Annotated in this window: 21 protein-coding genes; 10 read left to right on the top strand and 11 right to left on the bottom strand. The window is 37.9% G+C overall.

What is annotated here, in order from left to right; genetic code table 11:
• Nucleotides 1-23: 23 nt before the first annotated feature.
• The 6 genes from NY607_RS05570 to NY607_RS05545 all read right to left on the bottom strand — a co-directional run bounded on the left by NY607_RS05570 (nucleotide 24) and on the right by NY607_RS05545 (nucleotide 4,511).
• Nucleotides 24-758: a metallophosphoesterase gene (locus NY607_RS05570; RefSeq protein ID WP_259419301.1), complete on the bottom strand. Its 735-nt coding sequence runs from the start codon at nucleotides 756-758 to the stop codon at nucleotides 24-26.
• Nucleotides 759-1,018: 260 nt separating this feature from the next.
• Complete coding sequence (locus tag NY607_RS05565) at nucleotides 1,019-1,468, bottom strand: helix-turn-helix transcriptional regulator (RefSeq protein ID WP_009370152.1); 450 nt, start codon at nucleotides 1,466-1,468, stop codon at nucleotides 1,019-1,021.
• Between the two features lie 138 nt (nucleotides 1,469-1,606).
• On the bottom strand, nucleotides 1,607-2,011 hold the full coding sequence (locus tag NY607_RS05560) for a hypothetical protein (protein ID WP_004227282.1): 405 nt from the start codon (nucleotides 2,009-2,011) through the stop codon (nucleotides 1,607-1,609).
• A 90-nt stretch (nucleotides 2,012-2,101) separates the two neighbouring features.
• Entirely contained in the window at nucleotides 2,102-3,436 is a 1,335-nt protein-coding gene (locus tag NY607_RS05555) for a hemolysin family protein (protein ID WP_048392236.1), read from the bottom strand.
• Between the two features lie 32 nt (nucleotides 3,437-3,468).
• The gene (locus NY607_RS05550; protein ID WP_233732834.1) at nucleotides 3,469-3,810 is read right to left on the bottom strand and encodes a MerR family transcriptional regulator; all 342 of its coding nucleotides are present in this window, start codon (nucleotides 3,808-3,810) and stop codon (nucleotides 3,469-3,471) included.
• A 215-nt stretch (nucleotides 3,811-4,025) separates the two neighbouring features.
• Complete coding sequence (locus NY607_RS05545; RefSeq protein ID WP_231595623.1) at nucleotides 4,026-4,511, bottom strand: hypothetical protein; 486 nt, start codon at nucleotides 4,509-4,511, stop codon at nucleotides 4,026-4,028.
• 198 nt (nucleotides 4,512-4,709) lie between these two features.
• On the opposite strand from NY607_RS05545, the gene NY607_RS05540 reads away from it, so the two are divergent.
• The 3 genes from NY607_RS05540 to NY607_RS05530 all read left to right on the top strand — a co-directional run bounded on the left by NY607_RS05540 (nucleotide 4,710) and on the right by NY607_RS05530 (nucleotide 7,689).
• Nucleotides 4,710-4,838: a hypothetical protein gene (locus NY607_RS05540; RefSeq protein ID WP_255349862.1), complete on the top strand. Its 129-nt coding sequence runs from the start codon at nucleotides 4,710-4,712 to the stop codon at nucleotides 4,836-4,838.
• A 436-nt stretch (nucleotides 4,839-5,274) separates the two neighbouring features.
• Entirely contained in the window at nucleotides 5,275-5,442 is a 168-nt protein-coding gene (locus NY607_RS05535; protein ID WP_259419300.1) for a hypothetical protein, read from the top strand.
• A gap of 159 nt (nucleotides 5,443-5,601) precedes the next feature.
• Nucleotides 5,602-7,689, top strand: a complete 2,088-nt coding sequence (locus NY607_RS05530) for a methyl-accepting chemotaxis protein (protein WP_259419299.1) — start codon at nucleotides 5,602-5,604, stop codon at nucleotides 7,687-7,689.
• Nucleotides 7,690-7,749: 60 nt separating this feature from the next.
• On the opposite strand, the gene NY607_RS05525 is transcribed toward NY607_RS05530, so the two are convergent.
• The 4 genes from NY607_RS05525 to NY607_RS05510 form a co-directional block, all read right to left on the bottom strand.
• Nucleotides 7,750-8,322 (bottom strand): 5' nucleotidase, NT5C type, encoded by a 573-nt coding sequence (locus NY607_RS05525; protein WP_259419298.1) that lies wholly within the window; start codon nucleotides 8,320-8,322, stop codon nucleotides 7,750-7,752.
• A gap of 12 nt (nucleotides 8,323-8,334) precedes the next feature.
• Nucleotides 8,335-9,450 carry a flavodoxin-dependent (E)-4-hydroxy-3-methylbut-2-enyl-diphosphate synthase gene (ispG, locus tag NY607_RS05520; protein WP_004230987.1) on the bottom strand — a complete coding sequence of 372 codons (1,116 nt, stop codon included), beginning with the start codon at nucleotides 9,448-9,450 and terminating at the stop codon, nucleotides 8,335-8,337.
• 96 nt (nucleotides 9,451-9,546) lie between these two features.
• Nucleotides 9,547-9,891, bottom strand: a complete 345-nt coding sequence (locus tag NY607_RS05515; RefSeq protein ID WP_004230996.1) for a hypothetical protein — start codon at nucleotides 9,889-9,891, stop codon at nucleotides 9,547-9,549.
• Between the two features lie 52 nt (nucleotides 9,892-9,943).
• Nucleotides 9,944-10,462, bottom strand: coding sequence for a DUF1189 family protein (locus tag NY607_RS05510; RefSeq protein WP_103118434.1), 519 nt, complete (start codon nucleotides 10,460-10,462; stop codon nucleotides 9,944-9,946).
• 194 nt (nucleotides 10,463-10,656) lie between these two features.
• Between NY607_RS05510 and NY607_RS05505 the strand changes: the two genes are divergently transcribed.
• The 4 genes from NY607_RS05505 (at nucleotide 10,657) to NY607_RS05490 (ending at nucleotide 16,096) form a co-directional block, all read left to right on the top strand.
• Nucleotides 10,657-12,288 (top strand): Na/Pi cotransporter family protein, encoded by a 1,632-nt coding sequence (locus tag NY607_RS05505; RefSeq protein WP_054548525.1) that lies wholly within the window; start codon nucleotides 10,657-10,659, stop codon nucleotides 12,286-12,288.
• 62 nt (nucleotides 12,289-12,350) lie between these two features.
• Nucleotides 12,351-12,830, top strand: a complete 480-nt coding sequence (locus NY607_RS05500) for a DUF456 domain-containing protein (RefSeq protein ID WP_004230999.1) — start codon at nucleotides 12,351-12,353, stop codon at nucleotides 12,828-12,830.
• A gap of 175 nt (nucleotides 12,831-13,005) precedes the next feature.
• Complete coding sequence (locus tag NY607_RS05495; RefSeq protein WP_016995356.1) at nucleotides 13,006-13,611, top strand: superoxide dismutase; 606 nt, start codon at nucleotides 13,006-13,008, stop codon at nucleotides 13,609-13,611.
• Between the two features lie 280 nt (nucleotides 13,612-13,891).
• Complete coding sequence (locus NY607_RS05490; protein ID WP_259419297.1) at nucleotides 13,892-16,096, top strand: peptidoglycan D,D-transpeptidase FtsI family protein; 2,205 nt, start codon at nucleotides 13,892-13,894, stop codon at nucleotides 16,094-16,096.
• Between the two features lie 340 nt (nucleotides 16,097-16,436).
• Here the strand turns inward: NY607_RS05490 and NY607_RS05485 are convergent, their stop codons facing one another.
• Nucleotides 16,437-16,628, bottom strand: coding sequence for a hypothetical protein (locus NY607_RS05485; RefSeq protein WP_009370174.1), 192 nt, complete (start codon nucleotides 16,626-16,628; stop codon nucleotides 16,437-16,439).
• A gap of 243 nt (nucleotides 16,629-16,871) precedes the next feature.
• Between NY607_RS05485 and NY607_RS05480 the strand changes: the two genes are divergently transcribed.
• The 3 genes from NY607_RS05480 to pstA all read left to right on the top strand — a co-directional run bounded on the left by NY607_RS05480 (nucleotide 16,872) and on the right by pstA (nucleotide 19,738).
• Entirely contained in the window at nucleotides 16,872-17,846 is a 975-nt protein-coding gene (locus tag NY607_RS05480) for a PstS family phosphate ABC transporter substrate-binding protein (protein WP_004231003.1), read from the top strand.
• A gap of 64 nt (nucleotides 17,847-17,910) precedes the next feature.
• Complete coding sequence (pstC, locus tag NY607_RS05475; protein ID WP_004231004.1) at nucleotides 17,911-18,858, top strand: phosphate ABC transporter permease subunit PstC; 948 nt, start codon at nucleotides 17,911-17,913, stop codon at nucleotides 18,856-18,858.
• 1 nt (nucleotide 18,859) lies between these two features.
• The gene (gene pstA, locus NY607_RS05470; RefSeq protein ID WP_048392246.1) at nucleotides 18,860-19,738 is read left to right on the top strand and encodes a phosphate ABC transporter permease PstA; all 879 of its coding nucleotides are present in this window, start codon (nucleotides 18,860-18,862) and stop codon (nucleotides 19,736-19,738) included.
• Nucleotides 19,739-19,743: the final 5 nt, after the last annotated feature.

The following is a 19,743-nucleotide window of genomic DNA, read 5'->3' as shown; positions in this document are numbered from 1 at the left end:
TACGAAAATAAAAACCAACAAGTTTACTCGTCACTTGTTGGTTTTTTATTGTTGACAGAAATGATTTGGCGGCTAGGCCACTCGAATGCATGTAACTGTCCGCCAAACACAGCGCCACCATCAATGCCAATAATATTATTTTCTCCGAAATAAACACGATAATCGGTTGGATCATGATGCAGGTTATACGTAGGGGTATGGCCAAAGATTACTGTTTTTTCCCCTTGATAGCCTGCGTGGAATTCCTCACGAATCCAAAGTAAGCGCATGGGGTCAGTTTCGGCTATTGCAGCACCGGGCACAACGCCACCGTGGACGAAAATAGCATCCTCTAACTCAATATATATTTCAAATGTCTCGATTAACTGTAAATGTTCTTCAAGCTTAGGGAGCGTTTTAATAAAGCTAGGCAGAGTATTACTTTGGATGGCTTCCTCAAAGTCTGCCAACTGATAGCCATAGCTTGCTAATGTTGCCTCACCACCACAAAGCCCTACCCAATGGTTCCATGGCTTAGCAAGACCTGAACGGCATGCATGGAGCATGATCGCCTCATGATTGCCTAGTAAAACTCGTGCACCTTTTGTCTGTAATTCACTCACTAAATTTAACACACCACTAGAAGAGGGCCCTCTATCAATATAATCACCAAGAAGAAAAAGCTGGTCGTTCATTGGGTCATAGTTTGCTTTTAATAATAATTCTTCCAGTAGCCCTAATTCTCCATGTATGTCACTAATTGCTAGTATACGGTTCATTTACGAGCATCCTTTCTAATAGTACAGCTTTACCCTTAAGTATAGAGAATTATTCTACAAGTTTCGACTTTTCTAGCTTCTCCTAGCTTTTTTCATAGAATTTTTAAAGAAACAATTCTCTTACTACTATGTTTATCATATGAAGGATGTTTTTATAGCTTTATTCATTTGTCTAGAGAAGATGGGTGATGAGAGGAGGGAAATGCTTGAAACGTAACAGCAGAAGCAAATTGCAATGCTCCTACTGTTTGACTTAATAATTATATCTGTAGTTTTTCCCATGCTTGCTTCGCTATTTGTTCATCAAATGTTGAAATGAGGCGAAAATTATTGCTGTCTAAAATGCGATAATGCTGACTGATGACGTTTTGCTGTAGTCGAAAACCACCATACTCCTGAATGTTTTTCCACCATATGTATCCACCCATTGTTTTCTCTTTTGGCTGCAATGTTCCATTATTTGCGATTAAATCTACAACCTCTAATGGATCACCACCAAGCTCATGCTGTAAAATCGTACTGTCTCTACACAATGTGCAAACTGTAACAGTGGTTGTCCAGCCAGCTAGTATACGGCCCTTTTCAATTTGGACAAGTGTTTTTTTTGATAATCCTAGTAAATCACTCATTTGATCCTGTGTGAAAGCTTTTTCTGTACGGATTAATTTCAGTTTTTCTGAAACGAGTGTGATTAATTGTTCACGATTCATCCTAACACCCCTTATTTTCAGATTGTTAAGTTCCATTATACATGAAAGTAAAGAAGCGTGTTTTTCTTTCCCCTTGAGAAGTGGCAGAGGTCGCGTAAAATAAAAACAGACTGCCCCTAATGGACAGTCTGTTGGATGTTAGATTTCATATTTTTTCGTATCCGAGATCACCCTGAAGTGGATGCCTTTAATCTGTGCGCTGACTTTATGGCGGAGTGTATCAATATCCACAAGCTCCTCTTTATTTTTGACACACACAGCAATCTCTTGTAAAAGCTTTGTAAAAGATTCTTTAAATAGAGAGCGCATATTATCGAAATCTAAACTACGAAAACTCCCATCAATATCGAAAGCCTCCACTGAATTTAATTGTTTGGAAGCTCCTGCAAACCGATCATCGTAGACTGTGTAATTTTCATCTGTTACCACGATAATAAATAGAACTTCTCCTGTGATTGTTTTTAACTCAATATTTGTTTTGTGTTTTTTTACATCAGTAATAATGTGAATACCATCTGAATGATATAGCTTAAATAATGTCATGTGTATGGCCCCCTGCAACTAAAATCATTTTCTCTATTCATTATATAGTGAAATGGCTAATAATGGAATAAGGAATACTGTTTCCTACTGTTACGATTGAACCTCTGTTTTAAGAGGTAGACTTTTTCGAAGAGGACGAACCTCTATATAATGAATTTGATGACCTTGTTGCTCATAGATGCTAAAAATATAGGAGCCTAGCTCAATATTTTTTGAAGCTTTAATGCCGTTATTCACAGTTAAGAACCAACCACCTAATGTTTCCACTTCTTCAGCATCCAGGGTAATGTTTAATAGATTTTCTACATCTTCCACAAGCATTTTTGCATTTAATAAATAGTGATGATCTGTAATTTTTCGAATATCCGCAATTTCATCATCATCAAACTCATCTCGAATTTCACCAACAATTTCTTCTAAAATATCTTCAACCGTTACAAGACCAGATGTACCACCATATTCATCCATTAGGATAGCCATATGGATTCGTTCCTTTTGCATACGTACAAGTAATTCTTGAATGGGCATTGTTTCAATTACGCGAATGACAGGATTTATGAAATCTTCTAGAACTAAGGAGTCGTCTGTAAGTTGTTCAAGTAGACCCTGCGTTAATAGTTCTTTCGCATTGATGAAACCTAATATATTATCTCGGTCCCCATCATAGATCGGGTAACGCGTATATTTTTCAGAAGCGATGTAATGAATAATGTTTGTAAAAGATTCATTTTGTTCAATCCCAATAATTTCTGTTCGGGGAACCATGATTTCACGAGCAATACGTTCATCAAATTCAAAGACGTTATTGACATATTTGAGCTCAGATTTATTGATTTCACCACTCTTAAAGCTTTCAGACAGTAATAATCGCAATTCTTCCTCTGTATGAGATAGCTCATGTTCGCTAGCAGGTTTCATTCCGAATAAGCCAACTAACACGCGTGCAGAACCGTTCAAGAACCAAATAAATGGATACATGATCTTATAGAAAAACATAATGGGTTTTGCAAAAAGAAGTGTAATGGATTCAGCTTTTTGAATGGCAGCTGTTTTTGGGGCTAATTCGCCGACCACTACATGTAAAAATGTAGCAATGGCAAAGGCTGTTCCAATTGTAAAGATCGTCATATATTTATCAGAAATGCCGATTATTTCGAATAGCGGGTGAAGCATAAATTCAAAAGTTTTTTCACCAACCATCCCGATACCAAGAGCGGTTACAGTAATCCCTAATTGACACGCTGATAAGTATTCATCTAAGTGTTGAACAACATGTTTAGCAGCAACTGCTTTTTTATTGCCTTCTGCAACCAGCTGATCGAGTCTTGAGGAACGTACTTTTACAATGGCAAATTCTGTTGCCACGAAAAAGCCTGTTAAAGCTAATAGAATGGTAAAAATCGATAGGTTTATTATGGTCTCCAAATAGTCGTTCTGTAAAAACAGAACGTCACCTCCTAATTATGAATGAGTAATAATAAAGATTGCATTAATGCAATACTTTCGGGTGAAACATTTTTCTTAATCGTTTCAATTTTTTTATCATCTTGCTTGTTCATTTGTGCGAGCAGAGATGTAACATCATGCTCTAAATCTTGCATTTTTAAACGAAGCACCTGTACATCGATTTCTTCATAGGGTGTGATGTTTAACTCATGTTGGATTTGTACAAGTGAAAGCCCCTGTTGTTTGCGCTGTTCAATAAATTGAAGCCGTTTAATCATGGCTTGGTCATAGTAGCGATAATTTGCTGCAGAACGTTCTGCATCTAGCAAACCAATATTTGTATAGTAATCAATTGTTCGTTTAGTAATGCCTGTTTTTTCTGCAAGCTCGCCAATCTTTAATTTTTCTGTCCCAATGCAAACACCTCCAAACCATCACGTGATACTTTGATTATAACGTGATGGTTTTAGTTTATTCAAATGATAGCCTTTGATATTTCGAAATTATAAGATTTTTTACAAAAAAAGAACGTTTCTACCATGATTAAATGGTAGAGACGTTCCTAGGTTTAAGGAAGTAAATAAGTATCGTATAGGTGATGGAGTGCTTCCTCACCATTTTTTTGTAAGAGAATTTCATCATTATATGTAAGTGTTATGCTCGTTTGTTGGCTATCAATTTTGTCGTCAATTATTTGACAGGTAACAGTCACAAAGCCTGATTCAGTAAGCTTTTCTTTCATATCGTCACTCCACGCCTGATCAGAAAATAGTGGAGGCTGCCAAGTACCTCTCACATGTAGCTCATTTTTTTCAAGGTCATAATCCCAGCGTATGTCACGTAAAATAGTTTTAAATAGGTCATTAACCGTAAACGATGTATCTTTATAGTTAATGTCTAGAGCACGTATTGCATGGACATCTCGGCTAACTGCACTAGCTGCGGAATTAGCAGCTGAATTGATGCCTGAGGCAGCATCTTTAATTTCTGAAAATCGACCACCACAGCCAGAAAGTAGTGCGCAGATGCATGTGATACAAGCAACTTTTGTCATCCATTTCACAAGTAGTCCCTCCAGTCTAGTAAGTTGTTATAACTATCTTAACGAAAAGAAAAATATGAAGAAAGGGCATGAAGGCGGTAGTTTGTGACGGTTTTGCAACGATGCGACCTCCACTTGATTGTTCGGCATTTGAGAATTATATAAGTCTGAATATTTAGTAAAAAAACAAAAGAATGGGAGCGGTTTGTGATGAAAATTAATGATGAAATGCTTGATCGATTAGGAACATATTTTGTTTATCATGCTGTTTATGATACTTATGGGATTACGTTTGAAAACTTTGTGGAGCGTTGGCTACGAGGCATACTTGACATATAATGAGCTGTACTTTAAAAAACTCCTGGAAACAGGAGTTTTTATCTATAAAAAATACATATTTACTCTTAAACGAGATACTTTACTCATATCTAATGATGCTATAATTAGCTTAATTGGTTACCTATCTATTACTTTCTATCTAAAGGGGATGATGCATATGAATTTATTGGGGAAAATTCTCACAACTGTCATTGGAACAGTAGGTATTCGTAATTCTAACAGCTGTGAATATTTATCAAACAAAAAATTTAACGATAGAAACAGCTCAAAAAATGGCACAAGCAGAAACATCTAATATCGCGTACCAGATTCAAAATTTAATAAACAAGCACTTGATGCCATCTTACAGCATATCAATGATACTGTAGCGCAAATTGACGAAGTGACAACTGCCTCTCATTTAATTCAAAAGGAAACAGTAGAGGTAGTGCGGGCAGTGGAAAATATGACGGCTGTCAGCCAGCAGTCCTCAGCAGGAACAGAGGAGCTATTAGCAACGATGGAGCAGCAAAATACCGCGGTTCATGAGCTGAAAAATATGGCGGAAAGCTTATCTGGTATGACGAACTCCTTACAACAAACACTAGCAAAATTTCATTCTTAGTAGAGAACTAAGGTTGCGTGTCATCTTCTGTACAACGGGATGACATGCAGCTATATTGTGAGTTACTTTCTAAAGAAAAAATTTTTCTGAATATTTTGTTATTTATTGTCGCATAAATGCTATTATTTATTTAGTTGCTATAGGCAGGAGCTGGTACATATGAAATTACTACATAAAATTTTACTGACAACGTTATCTACAATGATGTTTGTGTTCATCATTATTTTAAGTGTCAATATTGTAAAAACTAATTCATTAGCAGTGGAGGATGCACGACAGCTTGCTCAATCGAGGGCGTCCGAAAGTGCATATCAAATGCAAATGGAACTTGATTATGCGATGGATACAGCAAGGACAGTAGCCTCTAATCTCCAAACAATGGTAGCTAATCATAAGGGAGATCGTGATTTAGCAAACGAGATGCTCAAACAATTACTCGAACAAAATGACACCTTTCTAGGGGTTTGGACAATTTGGGAGCCAAATGCCTTTGATGGACAAGATGCTCATTTTGCCAATTTGAAAGGGCATGATACATCAGGGCGTTTCCTTCCATATTGGGCACGCAGCAACAAAGGTGTGACGCTTGCTCCTCTAGAAGACTATGAAACTAGTGATTATTATGTATTACCTAAAACGTTGAAACAAGAGGTTATTTTAGAGCCGCTCACTTACCCAATTGATGGTCAAGAAGTATTAATGACGTCCACAGCTATCCCTATTCAAATAGATGGAAAAGTCGTTGGTCTTGTTGGAATTGATATAAGCTTAGAAACATTGGTTGCCATTAATAATAAAATCGTACTATATGATACAGGGTATAGTGCCATTGTGTCTCATAAGGGGTCATTTGTTTCCCATCCATCTCCTGATTATGTCAATAGACCAGTGACTGAAATGGAGAAATATAAAAGTGCGGATAAAATTTTGTCTGCTGTTGAGCAGGGCAAACCCTATCTAGTAGAGGATTATTCAACCTATTTGCAGGAAGCTTCCTTTATTGCTGTCTCACCTATCCAAATTGGTCAAACGTCGACACCGTGGGCATTGCAGGTAATTATTCCATCTGAAGAGGTAATGGCCGCCGCAAGTGAGGCAATGTGGTTATCGATACTACTAGCTATTATTGGTATTATTGTATTAGTTGGTGCCATTACTTGGATAGCTCAACGGATCGTCAAACCAGTGGTTCAGACAGTGGAACAGGTCAAAACTATTGCTGGTGGAAATTTAGCAGTGGAGCCGTTACAGGTTCGTTCGAAGGATGAAATTGGTGAGCTTGCACATGCAATGAATCATATGACAGACAATATGCGCGAGCTGTTACAAGCAGCTACACATATTTCCAATCAGGTGAATGTATACAGCGGAGAATTACGTGCTTCTACCAATGATATGAGCATCAGTATCGAACAGGTGTTAACCACAACAAGTGAGTTGGCGACAGGTGCTACTGTACAAGCCGAACAGGCATCTACCACATTAGGCGTTACACAAGAGGTTGAGCAGAAATTGCAAGCAATTCAAATGGCAATTGAAGAAATGCTTCAGGATTCTCAGCATACAACAGCGTCTTCTAAACAAGGTTTAATTCATGCAGAGCAGTCTATTCAAGGGATGGAAGTGATGTCTGAAAAAGTGTCACTGACAGCTATGGTCGTCCAACAGCTCAGTGACCAATCAACAGAAATTAATCGTATTTTACAAGTCATTAATGCTATTGCAGGTCAAACAAATTTATTAGCATTAAATGCGGCGATAGAAGCTGCTCGTGCAGGTGAGCATGGCAAGGGCTTTTCGATTGTGGCAGAGGAAGTACGAAAGCTTGCAGAGGAATCAGCCAAATCAACGAGCCAAATCGCCTCCATTATTGATATGGTTGTGAGGGAAGCAGCAAAGGCTAGTGATGCTATGCAAAGTGTTGTCTTAGCTGTGGAAAACAATACGCAATATATTGATGCCAATAAGCAGGCACTTGATGCGATTTTACGCCATATTGTCGATACAGTAGCGCAAATCGATAATGTGACAGCTGCCTCCAGTGTCATTCAAAGGGAGACGCAGGAGGTTGTACGTGCAGTGGAAAATATGACAGCTGTTAGCCAGCAATCCTCAGCAGGAACAGAGGAGTTATTGGCAACGATGGAACAGCAGAATTTAGCGGTTCATGACATCAATAGCAAAGCCCAACAATTAACAGCTATGACGGACTCTTTACAGGCAGCACTAGCTAAATTTCAATATTAAATTAAAAGAGCTGTAGGCAAGGTGAAATTTTCATCCAACCTTGCCTACAGCTCTTAATACTTATTTGAAAAATTGTGTAATAAATTGATTCGCTTCCTGCCAGTTATAAACCCTTACAACATTATTAGGAACGGCAAGACGATTATAAGGTGTATCAAATAACACAACAGGTATTTTTAATTCCTCTGCCAGCATCACCGCATTATCATGCTTATCCTCAAAGAAAGCTTCTACACGATGTTTTTTTGCAGCGGCTAGTTTATCATGGCTGCCGAGAAGCTCGATATGGTCGTAAGGTATAGCTTGCGATTTAAACCAATTGACAGTGATGTCTGCTACATTTTCACCACGTGCAGAAATATAATACAGCTCAAAATTATTTTTCCAAGCGCTTAGAATATTTTTTGCATCTTTTGCCACCTCAGAGACTTCGTACATATAAGGTTCATTTTCCTTAAACCAAGTATTAAAGGCACTTCGGTCAATAGGGTGTGGGAAGGCAGATAAAAAATCATATTCACAAACATCATCTAGCGTAATATTTACATTGTACTGTTTATTAATATGTGGAATGAGTGTACTTGGACATGTCACAGTCCCATCAATATCAATACCAAAGCAGGGCTTTTTCATGCTAGCACCTCCTTAGGCATTCGCTTTTTGAGCTTCTTCCGCTGCACGTTTTTCTTCCATTTCTGCTGCTAATTTATCAATTTCTTTCTTCAGTTCTTCCACCATTGTTTCTTCTGGCACTTTACGGACTGTTTTCCCCTTCATGAATAACAAGCCTTCACCACGGGCACCAGCAATACCGATATCTGCCTCACGCGCTTCTCCAGGACCGTTTACCGCACAGCCTAGAACAGCCACTTTTAACGGTACATTTAATTTTGAAATATATTCTTCTACTTCATTTGCAATAGAAATTAAATCAATTTCAATGCGTCCACATGTTGGGCAAGAAATCAAAGTTGCCATATTAGAAGCGAGGCCAAAGGATTTTAATAGTTCCCGTGCTACTTTAACCTCTTCTACAGGGTCAGCGGAAAGGGAGATACGTAATGTGTTTCCTATACCTTTTGATAGGATGGCTCCAAGACCTGCTGCTGATTTTACAGTACCAGCAAATAATGTTCCTGATTCTGTAATCCCTAAATGTAGCGGATAATTAAAGGCTTTAGACGCCTTTTCATAGGCTTCAATGGCAAGGTTAACGTCAGATGCCTTCATTGATACGATAATATCGTGGAAGTCCAAGTCTTCCAAAATTTTAATATGGTGTAGAGCAGATTCTACCATACCATCAGCCGTAGGATAACCGTATTTTTCTAAAATATGTCGCTCTAATGAACCGGCATTTACACCAATACGAATTGGTATACCTTTTGCTTTGGCTGCATTAACAACAGCTTCCACTTTTTCTTTACGACCAATATTACCTGGATTAATACGTACTTTATCAATACCATTTTCAATGGCTTTTAATGCTAATCTATAATCAAAATGAATATCAGCTACTAATGGAATATGAATACGTTTTTTGATTTCGGCAATCGCGTCCGCTGCACGTTCATCTGGTACAGCAACACGAACAACTTGACAGCCTGCTTCCTCAAGACGAAGAATTTCTGCAACTGTTGCTTCTACATCATGTGTTTTGGTTGTACACATACTTTGAATGAATAATTCATTACTACCACCAATTGTTAAGTTACCGACACGCACAGGACGTGTATTTGAACGGTGACAAATTTCACTCATTAACTTTCTCTCCTTTTCGGGCCACTATTTTCAGCCGTCACTGTCATTTATTTTAGCAGTGTAAGAAAATAAGGACAAGGAAGAAACGCTAACTTTTCATTTTCCGCATTTGTTTTCAAGCTCAAATGAGAGAGGAAGCTTGATATTTTCACCTGGAACTAGTGCTTGTAATTGTAAGTGTGGGTTTAAGTTGTAAAAAAGTTGTAAGCGTTCTGGAAAGGTCATGGGAACTTTAGCAGGGTGTAGAGCAAATAAACTATGAATGGTATCTCCTTCAATCGTTTGTACAGTAATATAATTTGGCTCACGCTGTTGTTCACAAAGTCCGTTTTCTGAGCTCTTTGTGGATAAAGCCGCAAGTGGGATGGACCCTTCTGTTAAATCTACTTTGACGACAAAGGCAATTACGATGATGATAGTTGTTAAGATGAATGCTCGCAAAAAATCCCCTCCTTTTCTACACTATATTGAGAAGAGAGGGGATTCATGCACATTATTTTATATTTGGTTGTTTTGGATATTTTGTAAAGGCCACAATTAATAGAGAAATGGTTAAAAATAAAGATAGTACAGTGATAACAGAACTGCTAACGGGCAGATAGTCTGCTAACATCGAAAGTAACGTAGCCCAAGTGATCGCAAAGGTAGTTGTTCTCCAGATATGGCGATACTCACCCCGACGCTTCATCGCTTTCAAGATAAATAACCCTGCTAAAGCATAAAGGGCAATTTGTGCAAAAATAAGCATTGTTGTCACGACGAAAAGCATTAGGAAGGTGAATGGATATAAGAGCCATTTAATGCCCTCTATGTAATCTGTTAAACCAGTTAAACTATCCATATCGAATGTATCAACGGACATACCTGCTGCAAAACGACCTAAAGAGAATACGGACACAATGGTAATCAGTAGAAAAGTATATTGAATAACCTTTCCAATAGGTAATAAACGATAGGCTGCTAGTTTTTTAGGATGTATAAGACTATCAATAAAAAGCTGTGAGTGTTTCATGCTATATCTCCTCCAATCGATATTTTAACATGTTCAATGAGGACAAGATATGAAAGAAGTATAAATGAGGAGGGTCTTGATGTTAAAATGTTAACATTATGTAAAGAAGTTAAAGGATTTCTTTACTTTTTGTTTGGAATCATTTAATGATTAGAACGAGGGTAGTAGAGATGTAGGAATTGGAGCGAAAACAATTGACAATAGATTGGCAAAGCATTCTCTTTCAGTTTTTAGGCGGGCTAGGGGTCTTTTTATTTTCCATTAAATTCATGGGGGATGGACTTCAAAAATCAGCGGATGATCGGTTACGTGAATGGTTAAATCGTTTTACCACAAACCCTATTATGGGTGTCCTGGTTGGTATATTTGTAACAATTTGCATACAATCAAGTTCTGCCACAACAGTCATCACTGTAGGATTAGTGAGTGCTGGTTTTTTAACATTGCGTCAAGCAATCGGCGTCATCATGGGGGCAAATATTGGTACAACTATTACAGCATTTATTATTGGTATTAATATTGGACTCTATTTTTATCCCTTATTGGCAATTGGGGCAGCCTGTTTATTTTTCTTAAAGAAAGCAACGTATCAACATATTGGTCAGATTCTATTTGGCTTTGGCGGTTTATTTTTAGGGCTAGAGTTGATGAGTGCTAGTATGCAGGCGTTACATCAGCTTGCAGATTTTGCATCGTTAACGCTTCATTTAAGCAATCAACCGATATTAGGCATATTTTTAGGAACCATTTTCACATTACTTGTGCAAAGCTCTACCGCAACGGTGGGGGTATTGCAAGGTTTATATGCAGAACAATTAATTGGTTTAAATAGTGCATTACCGATATTGTTTGGGGAAAATATTGGCACGACCATTACAGCTGTTTTAGCTTCTCTTGGTGCTTCTATTTACGCTAAGCGTGCAGCAGCGGCTCATGTATTATTTAATGTGATTGGGACGATTATTTTCATGTTATTGTTCACACCGTTTATGCAATATGTACAGTGGATCAGTGGCGTATTTCATTTAGAGCCTCGCATGCAGATTGCCATTGCTCATGGCTCATTCAATGTCTTTAATATGATGATCCAACTACCATTTATTGCTGGACTCGCAGCCTTAGTTACAAAGCTATTGCCGGGACATGATGGCCATATCAATGTAACAACTAAGCATTTAGATCCTTCATTCATTGATTCCTCTCCTGCTATTGCGCTAGGTCAAGCTAAAGAAGAGGTATTACGCATGGGTGAGCATGCATTGCGTGGGTTAGAAGAAACGTTTTTATATATGAAATCTGGAGAGACAGAGCATATTCCGACGGTGCTACAGCTAGAAGTCGGGCTTAATCATCTAGACAATGAAATTACTGATTATTTAGTAATGGTGTCTAAGCAGCCTCTTTCCCGTGCAGACTCTGTAAGACATCATACTTTATTGACAAATGTAAGGGATTTTGAACGAATTGGGGATCATTTTGAAAATATATTAGAGCTTTTACAGTACAAGGATCACCACGAGGTAAGCTTAAGTAAATCAGCGCGACAGGACTTAATAGGTATGTTTAGTTTAGCCATAGAGGCAGTGCGCAAAAGTATAGAAGCATTAGATACAGCTAGCTTAAGTTTAGCTCAAGAAGTAACAGAGCTAGAAAGCCTGATTGATGATATGGAAGATAAACTACGTCAAAAGCATATTGCCCGATTAAACACAAATGAGTGTAGTGGGGCTGCAGGAATTGTTTATATGGATATCGTTAGCAACCTAGAGCGTATAGGAGACCATGCAGTAAATATTGCAGATTCTATTTTAGGCATTCGTCATTAATGAAACTTTTCACTTTGTTATTTCGTATGAAAGGCAATGCACGTTAAAAGGAGAGAATCTTTATGGAAGTTGTTGGCTGGATCTTAGTGATTGCCTGCTTTATTATTTCATTTATTGGTTTAGTATATCCAATTATTCCCGGAGTACTATTTTTAGTCGGTGGGTTTTTGCTCTATGGCTTATTTTTCTCATTCGCAGAGCTAAGCTGGTGGTTTTGGGTCATTGAAATACTATTTGTCGTGTTGTTATTTGGGGCAGATACTGTGGCAAATGCGTTTGGTATCAAAAAGTTTGGTGGTTCCAATGCTGGTATGTGGGGGAGCACCATTGGGTTATTAATTGGTCCATTTGTGATCCCTGTGGCAGGGATTTTAATTGGACCATTTTTAGGGGCTGTGATTGCGGAACTAATCGTTGAGAAACGTACATTTAGTGAGGCAGTGAAAAGTGGTGTAGGTTCTTTAATTGGCTTTTTGACATCTACTGTTGTCAAGGCTGTTATTCAAATTGTTATGATTATTGTATTTTTTATCGCCATTTAATGCCTTTCTTTTAAGGTTTAGTGTGTGAGAGAAAAGGGTAAGATAGTAAACATATCGGTATTTCGGTCAAAAGGCTGAAATCTTCAAATTGAAGTATTTTTCGTTGAATGGTTTGACCAATTTTGATAATCTAAGGATGTACTAATTATTTCTTATTTTAGGGAGGAACTTTACAATGGCTTACGAATTACCACAATTAACTTACGCTTATGACGCATTAGAACCACATATCGATGCAAAAACAATGGAAATTCACCATTCTAAACACCACAATACTTATGTAACAAACTTAAACGCAGCAGTAGAAGGTACTGAATTTGCAGAAAAAGACATTAACGACTTAATCGCAAACCTAGATGCTCTTCCAGCTGACAAACAAACTGCTGTACGCAACAACGGTGGCGGACATGCTAACCATACATTATTCTGGGAAGTAATCGCTCCAGGCGGTTCAAATACACCAGTTGGTGAAGTAGCAAAAGCAATCGATGCTAAATTCGGTTCTTTCGACGCTTTCAAAGAAGAATTTGCTAAAGCTGCTACAACTCGCTTTGGTTCAGGTTGGGCTTGGTTAATCGTTGATGGTGACTCAGTTGCTGTTACGTCTACTCCAAACCAAGACTCTCCAGTAATGGAAGGGAAAACTCCAGTTTTAGGCTTAGATGTATGGGAACATGCATACTACCTAAACTACCAAAACCGTCGTCCAGATTACATCGGTGCTTTCTGGAACGTAGTAAACTGGGATGTAGTAGAAGCTAAATTTCAAGCTGCAAAATAATAACGGATAATTGGCTGTGCCTAAAGTGAGCAATCACGGAGGCATAGCCTTTTTTTGTTGGATAAAACAGCAAATTAAGGGATAGAATCTGAAAATATCAGGATAATGAAGACGAAATATAAGGAGAGCGTGAAATAGGGCAACCTTTCTCCATAAAGTACCGTCAAATAAATGATGTTTTACATAAGAAATCGAAAGTGCGTGCTTTTCTGTCATACCTTCGAATGGTATACTAGGTATCGTGTATTGAAATGATCAGAAGATGAGGAGGGGAATACATATGCGCAAAGCACCTGGAAAAAATCGCGCGGCGAGTGTTAAAGCAAAACATCATTCTAACTTAACATTTCGTATGAATATCCTTTTCTTTGCAATATTTATCGTATTTTCAATGTTAATTTTTAGACTTGGCTATATGCAAATCGTCAAAGGGGAAGATTATGTACGTGATTTAGAGCGTAAAGAAGAGGTACCTGTGAATACAAGTGTACCAAGGGGACGCATGTATGATCGTTATGGTCGTATTTTAGTGGATAATCACCCAGAAAATGCCATAACGTATACGAAAATGCAAACGACCACAACAGAGGAGATGCTTGATATCGCGAAAAAGCTGGCACAATTGATTGAACAGCCAACAAAGCGTGTCACATTGCGTGATAAACAGGATTTCTGGATACTACAAAATCACGATGCAGCTTATGAAAAAGTCACAGAGGCAGAAAAAACAAAGATTAATGCACAAGAAAATATTACAACCAGCCAAATTAATGCAGAGATTGATAAACTGGTACGCGAACGTATAACAAACGAAGAACTTTTACAATTAACAGAGGCAGATTTAGAAGTATTAGCGATTTATCGTGAAATGGTGTCTGGCTATAATCTATCCCCTCAAATCATTAAAAGTGAGAATGTATCAGCAGATGAATTTGCTCGTGTATCGGAGCGTTTAACTGAACTACCAGGTGTTAATACAACAACAGACTGGAAACGTGTCAAATTATCATCTTTATCTATTCTTGGACGTACAACGGTCCCAACAAAAGGGATACCGAAAGAGAAGCTCAATTACTATTTAGCACGTGACTACTCACGTAATGACCGTGTGGGAGAAAGTTACATTGAAGCACAATATGAAGAATTACTACAAGGTCAAAAAACAGTCGTCAAAAATATTACCAATAAAAAAGGTCAGGTAGTCGATACAGTCACAACCTATGAAGGGGAGCCAGGTAAAGACTTAATCCTTTCCTTGGATAGTGAACTGCAGGCTGAAACGGATAAGATTGTAGAAGAAGAACTGCTTAAATTAAAAGCTCTTCCAGGCTCCTATCTATTAGACCGTGCCTTCCTAATTATGATGGATCCAAATACAGGCGACATTTTATCGATGGTAGGTAAGAAAATAGAAAAGAATCCCGAGACAGGGCAAAATGAAGTCGTTGACTATGCATATGGATCGTTTACAACGGCTTATGAGGCAGGTTCATCTGTTAAAGCAGCAACAGTTCTCACTGGCTACAATCAGGGCGTTATTTCGATGGGTACTTCAATGGGAGACGAGCCGATTAAATTAGCTAGCACGGATCCGAAAACGTCTATTTTTAACAGGGCTGGATATATTCCGATGAATGACTTGTTGGCATTAGAACGTTCTTCCAACTCCTATATGTTTAAAATTGCGTTGCTGCTTAATGGAACCCCTTATAGTTATGGTATGCCATTACGCTTAAAGGACGATACGTTCTCAAAAATGCGTAATAATTATGCGCAATTTGGTTTAGGTGTGAAAACAGGCATTGATTTACCAAATGAATTTAGCGGAGTGCGTGGTCCATCCGGTCCAACAATGGGTGGTAAAACACTTGACTTGGCGATTGGTCAGTATGATACGTATACACCACTTCAACTTGCACAATATATTTCAACAGTTGCCAATGGTGGCTATCGTATTCAGCCACATGTTGTGAAAGAGGTTCGAGACCCATCACAGGATGGGAAGCAATTAGGGCAGTTAGTAACAGAAGTAGGTCCAACTATTTTGAATCAAATAGATAATCCTAAAGAAGAGATCGATTATGTAAAGCAAGGGCTACGTCGTGTATATACTGGTTCACATGGTACAGCACGAGCACAATTTGCCGATACTCCATATACAGCTGCAGGGAAAACAGGGACAGCAGAGGTAGTGTATTATGGTCCGTTACGTGAGCACTACGGCACAAATACGATTAATTTAACGCATGTTGGCTTTGCCCCATATGAAAATCCTGAAATTGCCTATGCAGTTGTGATCCCATGGGTTAATACAAATTTAGCGCCACACTACTATCAAAATAATGTCATTGCTAGACGTTCTTTAGATAAGTATTTTGAATTAAAAGCAAAATATCAAGCTGAAAAAGTAACTGATAGCAATGTAAAACAGCCAATTTTACCAGCGATTACGGAAGAAAAAATTGGAGAGAATGAGCAGGAATAAAGGGTATTGGATATGCGCTAATACAAAACGGATTTGGAAAAATTATTTTCCAAATCCGTTTTATTTTTACTTTTTTATGAATTTTGAATGATGTTAAGCTAATCTTAAGTAAATATGGAATGTATAGCTTGTTTTGGCAATAATAAGGTATTGAAATACCAGTTGGGTGATTTCTATTCATTTTCAAAAATCCACTATAGCGATCGTTGACACTGTGCGCAATTCAGAGGCACTTGTCAAAATTGCTGATGAACTGAATCAGTTGTGAAATTTAAACTTAACGTAAGTAGTGAAAGGGGCGTTTGCATAGCAAAATGCCCCTTTCAGTTATTTAGTGCCTTTATGCGGATAATTGCTGAATGGCTAATTCAAATTGCTCTCTTGGTTTTACCCCATAAAGTTCTATATTGTTATAGAAATAAGAAGCTAGCATAAAATCAATCGCCTCTTGAAGTGTGTAGTCCCGATGTTCCATTACTAATGATAAATATGTTTTAAAATAATCGACATTTTGTACTTTTGCATGTTTCATGACAAAGGTCAAACTCTCCTTATCATTAAAATAAATATTTCCTGACACAATTGCTTATTATAACACCTTTCCTATAGGAAGCAAGTTTCCTCTATTGTAAATTCATCTTTACAAACGTTTACAAAGCATTACATTCCTTTACATCTCTTTTACGAACCGTTTATACGACTTCAACAATCAGTCATTATAGTAAAGATTGTAAGACAAATAACTATAAAACAGTTCATGACGGAGGCAAATGAGATGAAAAAGTGGAAGTACTTAACGATGACAGCGGTAATGGGTTCTGCATTAATGCTAGGTGCATGTGGTAGCGATTCTGCACAAAACGGAAACAATACAGAAACGAACGCACCAGCAAGCTCAGGACAAGAAGCTGCTGATGAAAAGCTACAAGGGTCTGTAGCTGGAGATGGCTCATCAACAGTAGCACCAATCATTGAGGCAGTTGTTGAAGAGTATGCAGGTACACAACCAGATGTCAAAGTATCAGTGGGGGTTTCTGGTACTGGTGGTGGTTTTGAAAAATTCATCGCAGGTGAAACAGACTTTTCAAATGCATCTCGTAATATAAAAGATGAAGAGAAAGCGAAATTAGAAGAAGCGGGCATTGATTTTACAGAGCTAGCTTTAGCATATGACGGTTTATCAGTAGTCGTGAACCCAGAAAATGATTGGGCGAAGGATTTAACGGTAGAACAACTACAAAAAATTTGGATTGAAGATGGGACAGAGAAAAAGTGGTCTGATATTGATCCATCTTGGCCAGATGAAAAAATCGTTTACTATTCACCAGGTACTGATTCAGGCACATACGACTACTTTGATGAAGTGATTTTAGATGGAGCAGATCTAGTAAGCTCAGCAACATTATCAGAGGATGATAATATGCTAGTGCAAGGTGTAGCTGGTGATAAAAATGCGATCGGCTTCTTCGGTTATGCGTACTACCTTGAAAATAAAGATAAATTAAACATTGTCAAAGTAAATGGCGTAGAGCCAACAAATGAAACAATTGAAGGTGGCGAATATACACCACTTTCACGTCCATTATTCACATACGTAAAAAATAGTGCGATGAAGGACAATGAAGCAGCTTACGACTTCATTAAATTTACACTTGAAAACGCAGGCGATATGGCTGAAGCAGTAGGCTATGTTCGTTTACCTGAAGAAAAATATACTGAAGGCTTAAAAACTTTAGAAGGCTTAAAATAAGAAGACATGCATAGAGGGAAAGAGATGTGTGCTCTTTCCCTCACTTATTTGAAAGGAGCTCCCAATGGTTTCTCAAAAGGAAGATAAGACATCATCTGTGCAGCAATTAATTGCAAATTCGCGCAACCAAAAAACAAAGAAAATAGTGGAAAAAGCCATGCCAGCTCTATTATTTTCTGCAGCTATTATTTCGATATTAACAACATTTGGCATTGTTTTCACCCTTATTTTTGAAACGTTTGAATTCTTTAAACGTGTGTCGATTACGGATTTCCTTTTCGGTACTAAATGGTTACCGTTTTCAGGTAACGAACCGTTATTTGGGATTCTGCCATTAATCGCTGGTACATTAAAAGTGACACTTATTGCAGTTGTAGTAGCTGTACCATTTGGAATTGCTTCAGCTATCTATTTAAGTGAATATGCAAGTGAGAAAACACGACGAACAGTGAAACCTATTTTAGAGGTATTAGCAGGTGTGCCAACAATTGTTTATGGCTTCTTCGCTTTAACATTTGTCACTCCAGTTTTACAAGAAATTGTACCTGGACTAAAACTTTTTAATGCATTAAGTCCTGGTATTGTTGTAGGGATTATGATTTTACCAATGATTACATCTCTTTCAGAAGATGCCATGTCCTCTGTACCAAATAGTATGCGTGAAGGAGCCTTAGCTCTAGGTGCTACGAAATTTGAAGTAGCAATCAAAGTAGTATTACCCGCTGCGCTTTCAGGGATTATCGCTTCTGTTGTGTTAGCTATTTCCCGGGCAATTGGAGAAACAATGATTGTATCGCTTGCAGGTGGTTCAACACCGAAATTTGACCTTAATGTAACAGACTCTATTCAAACAATGACTGCATACATTGTACAGGTTTCAACTGGTGATGCGGGTTATGGTACAACCATTTATTATTCAATTTATTCAGTAGGATTCACACTATTTATCTTTACTCTAGTAATGAATTTACTTGCTCACTATATTTCGAAACGCTTCAGGGAGGTTTACTAGCATGCGCTATATGGATGACACGGTCGTCATGAAACGAATGACAAAGCGTATTACAGCAAATAAAGTTTGGAAAACGCTCTTTTTCTTAGCTACTACGTTTGCACTTGTTGCTTTAGCTATTTTACTGTATCGCATTGTGACACAGGGGATTGATTACTTAAATATCGATTTCTTGACGAATTTTGCCTCACGATTTGCGGATAAGGCAGGTATCAAAGCTGCTTTAATCGGTTCGCTTTGGTTAATGGCAGTTGTAGCACCAGTATCAATTATTTTAGGAGTTGGTACTGCGATTTATTTAGAGGAGTATGCCAAGAAAAATAAAATCAATGACTTTATTCGCATGAATATATCGAATCTAGCAGGTGTTCCTTCCATTGTTTTTGGATTACTTGGATTAACTATTTTTGTACGTATGATGGGTCTAGGAAAAAGTATTTTAGCTGCTGGCTTTACAATGAGTTTGTTAATTTTACCTGTTATCATTGTAGCGGCTCAAGAGGCTATTCGTGCAGTGCCAAACGAACAACGTGAAGCTTCATATGGCATGGGTGCAACGAAATGGCAAACGATTTTGCGTGTTGTATTGCCAGCTGCCATTCCAGGTATTTTAACAGGAAGTATTTTAGCCTTATCTCGTGCCATTGGAGAAACAGCTCCACTAGTTGTAATTGGAATTCCAGTTATCCTGCAGTTTTTACCGAATGGCTTGCTGAGTCAATTTACAGCATTACCAATGCAAATCTATGATTGGGCAAAACGACCACAAGAAGCCTTTCAGTATGTAGCAGCAGCAGGTATTTTAGTGCTTATGACAGTGCTGCTATTAATGAATTCGATCGCCATCTATATCCGAAATAAATTCCAAAAACGTTATTAATGAGG

Origin of the sequence: Lysinibacillus sp. A4, from assembly GCF_024919535.1 — a bacterium.
GTDB lineage: Bacteria > Bacillota > Bacilli > Bacillales_A > Planococcaceae > Lysinibacillus > Lysinibacillus capsici.
The sequence above is the reverse complement of the archived record's forward strand: the minus strand, read 5'-3'. Positions and strand labels throughout refer to the sequence as shown.

Bases quoted from the DNA above. Each gene is read 5' to 3' on its own strand.
- NY607_RS05570 (WP_259419301.1), bottom strand. From the start codon at position 758: ATGAACCGTATACTAGCAATTAGTGACATACATGGAGAATTAGGGCTA.
- NY607_RS05565 (WP_009370152.1), bottom strand. From the start codon at position 1,468: ATGAATCGTGAACAATTAATCACACTCGTTTCAGAAAAACTGAAATTA.
- NY607_RS05560 (WP_004227282.1), bottom strand. From the start codon at position 2,011: ATGACATTATTTAAGCTATATCATTCAGATGGTATTCACATTATTACT.
- NY607_RS05545 (WP_231595623.1), bottom strand. From the start codon at position 4,511: ATGACAAAAGTTGCTTGTATCACATGCATCTGCGCACTACTTTCTGGC.
- NY607_RS05540 (WP_255349862.1), top strand. From the start codon at position 4,710: ATGAAAATTAATGATGAAATGCTTGATCGATTAGGAACATATTTTGTT.
- NY607_RS05530 (WP_259419299.1), top strand. From the start codon at position 5,602: ATGAAATTACTACATAAAATTTTACTGACAACGTTATCTACAATGATG.
- NY607_RS05525 (WP_259419298.1), bottom strand. From the start codon at position 8,322: ATGAAAAAGCCCTGCTTTGGTATTGATATTGATGGGACTGTGACATGT.
- ispG (WP_004230987.1), bottom strand. From the start codon at position 9,450: ATGAGTGAAATTTGTCACCGTTCAAATACACGTCCTGTGCGTGTCGGT.
- NY607_RS05510 (WP_103118434.1), bottom strand. From the start codon at position 10,462: ATGAAACACTCACAGCTTTTTATTGATAGTCTTATACATCCTAAAAAA.
- NY607_RS05500 (WP_004230999.1), top strand. From the start codon at position 12,351: ATGGAAGTTGTTGGCTGGATCTTAGTGATTGCCTGCTTTATTATTTCA.
- NY607_RS05495 (WP_016995356.1), top strand. From the start codon at position 13,006: ATGGCTTACGAATTACCACAATTAACTTACGCTTATGACGCATTAGAA.
- NY607_RS05490 (WP_259419297.1), top strand. From the start codon at position 13,892: ATGCGCAAAGCACCTGGAAAAAATCGCGCGGCGAGTGTTAAAGCAAAA.
- NY607_RS05485 (WP_009370174.1), bottom strand. From the start codon at position 16,628: ATGAAACATGCAAAAGTACAAAATGTCGATTATTTTAAAACATATTTA.
- NY607_RS05480 (WP_004231003.1), top strand. From the start codon at position 16,872: ATGAAAAAGTGGAAGTACTTAACGATGACAGCGGTAATGGGTTCTGCA.
- pstC (WP_004231004.1), top strand. From the start codon at position 17,911: ATGGTTTCTCAAAAGGAAGATAAGACATCATCTGTGCAGCAATTAATT.
- pstA (WP_048392246.1), top strand. From the start codon at position 18,860: ATGCGCTATATGGATGACACGGTCGTCATGAAACGAATGACAAAGCGT.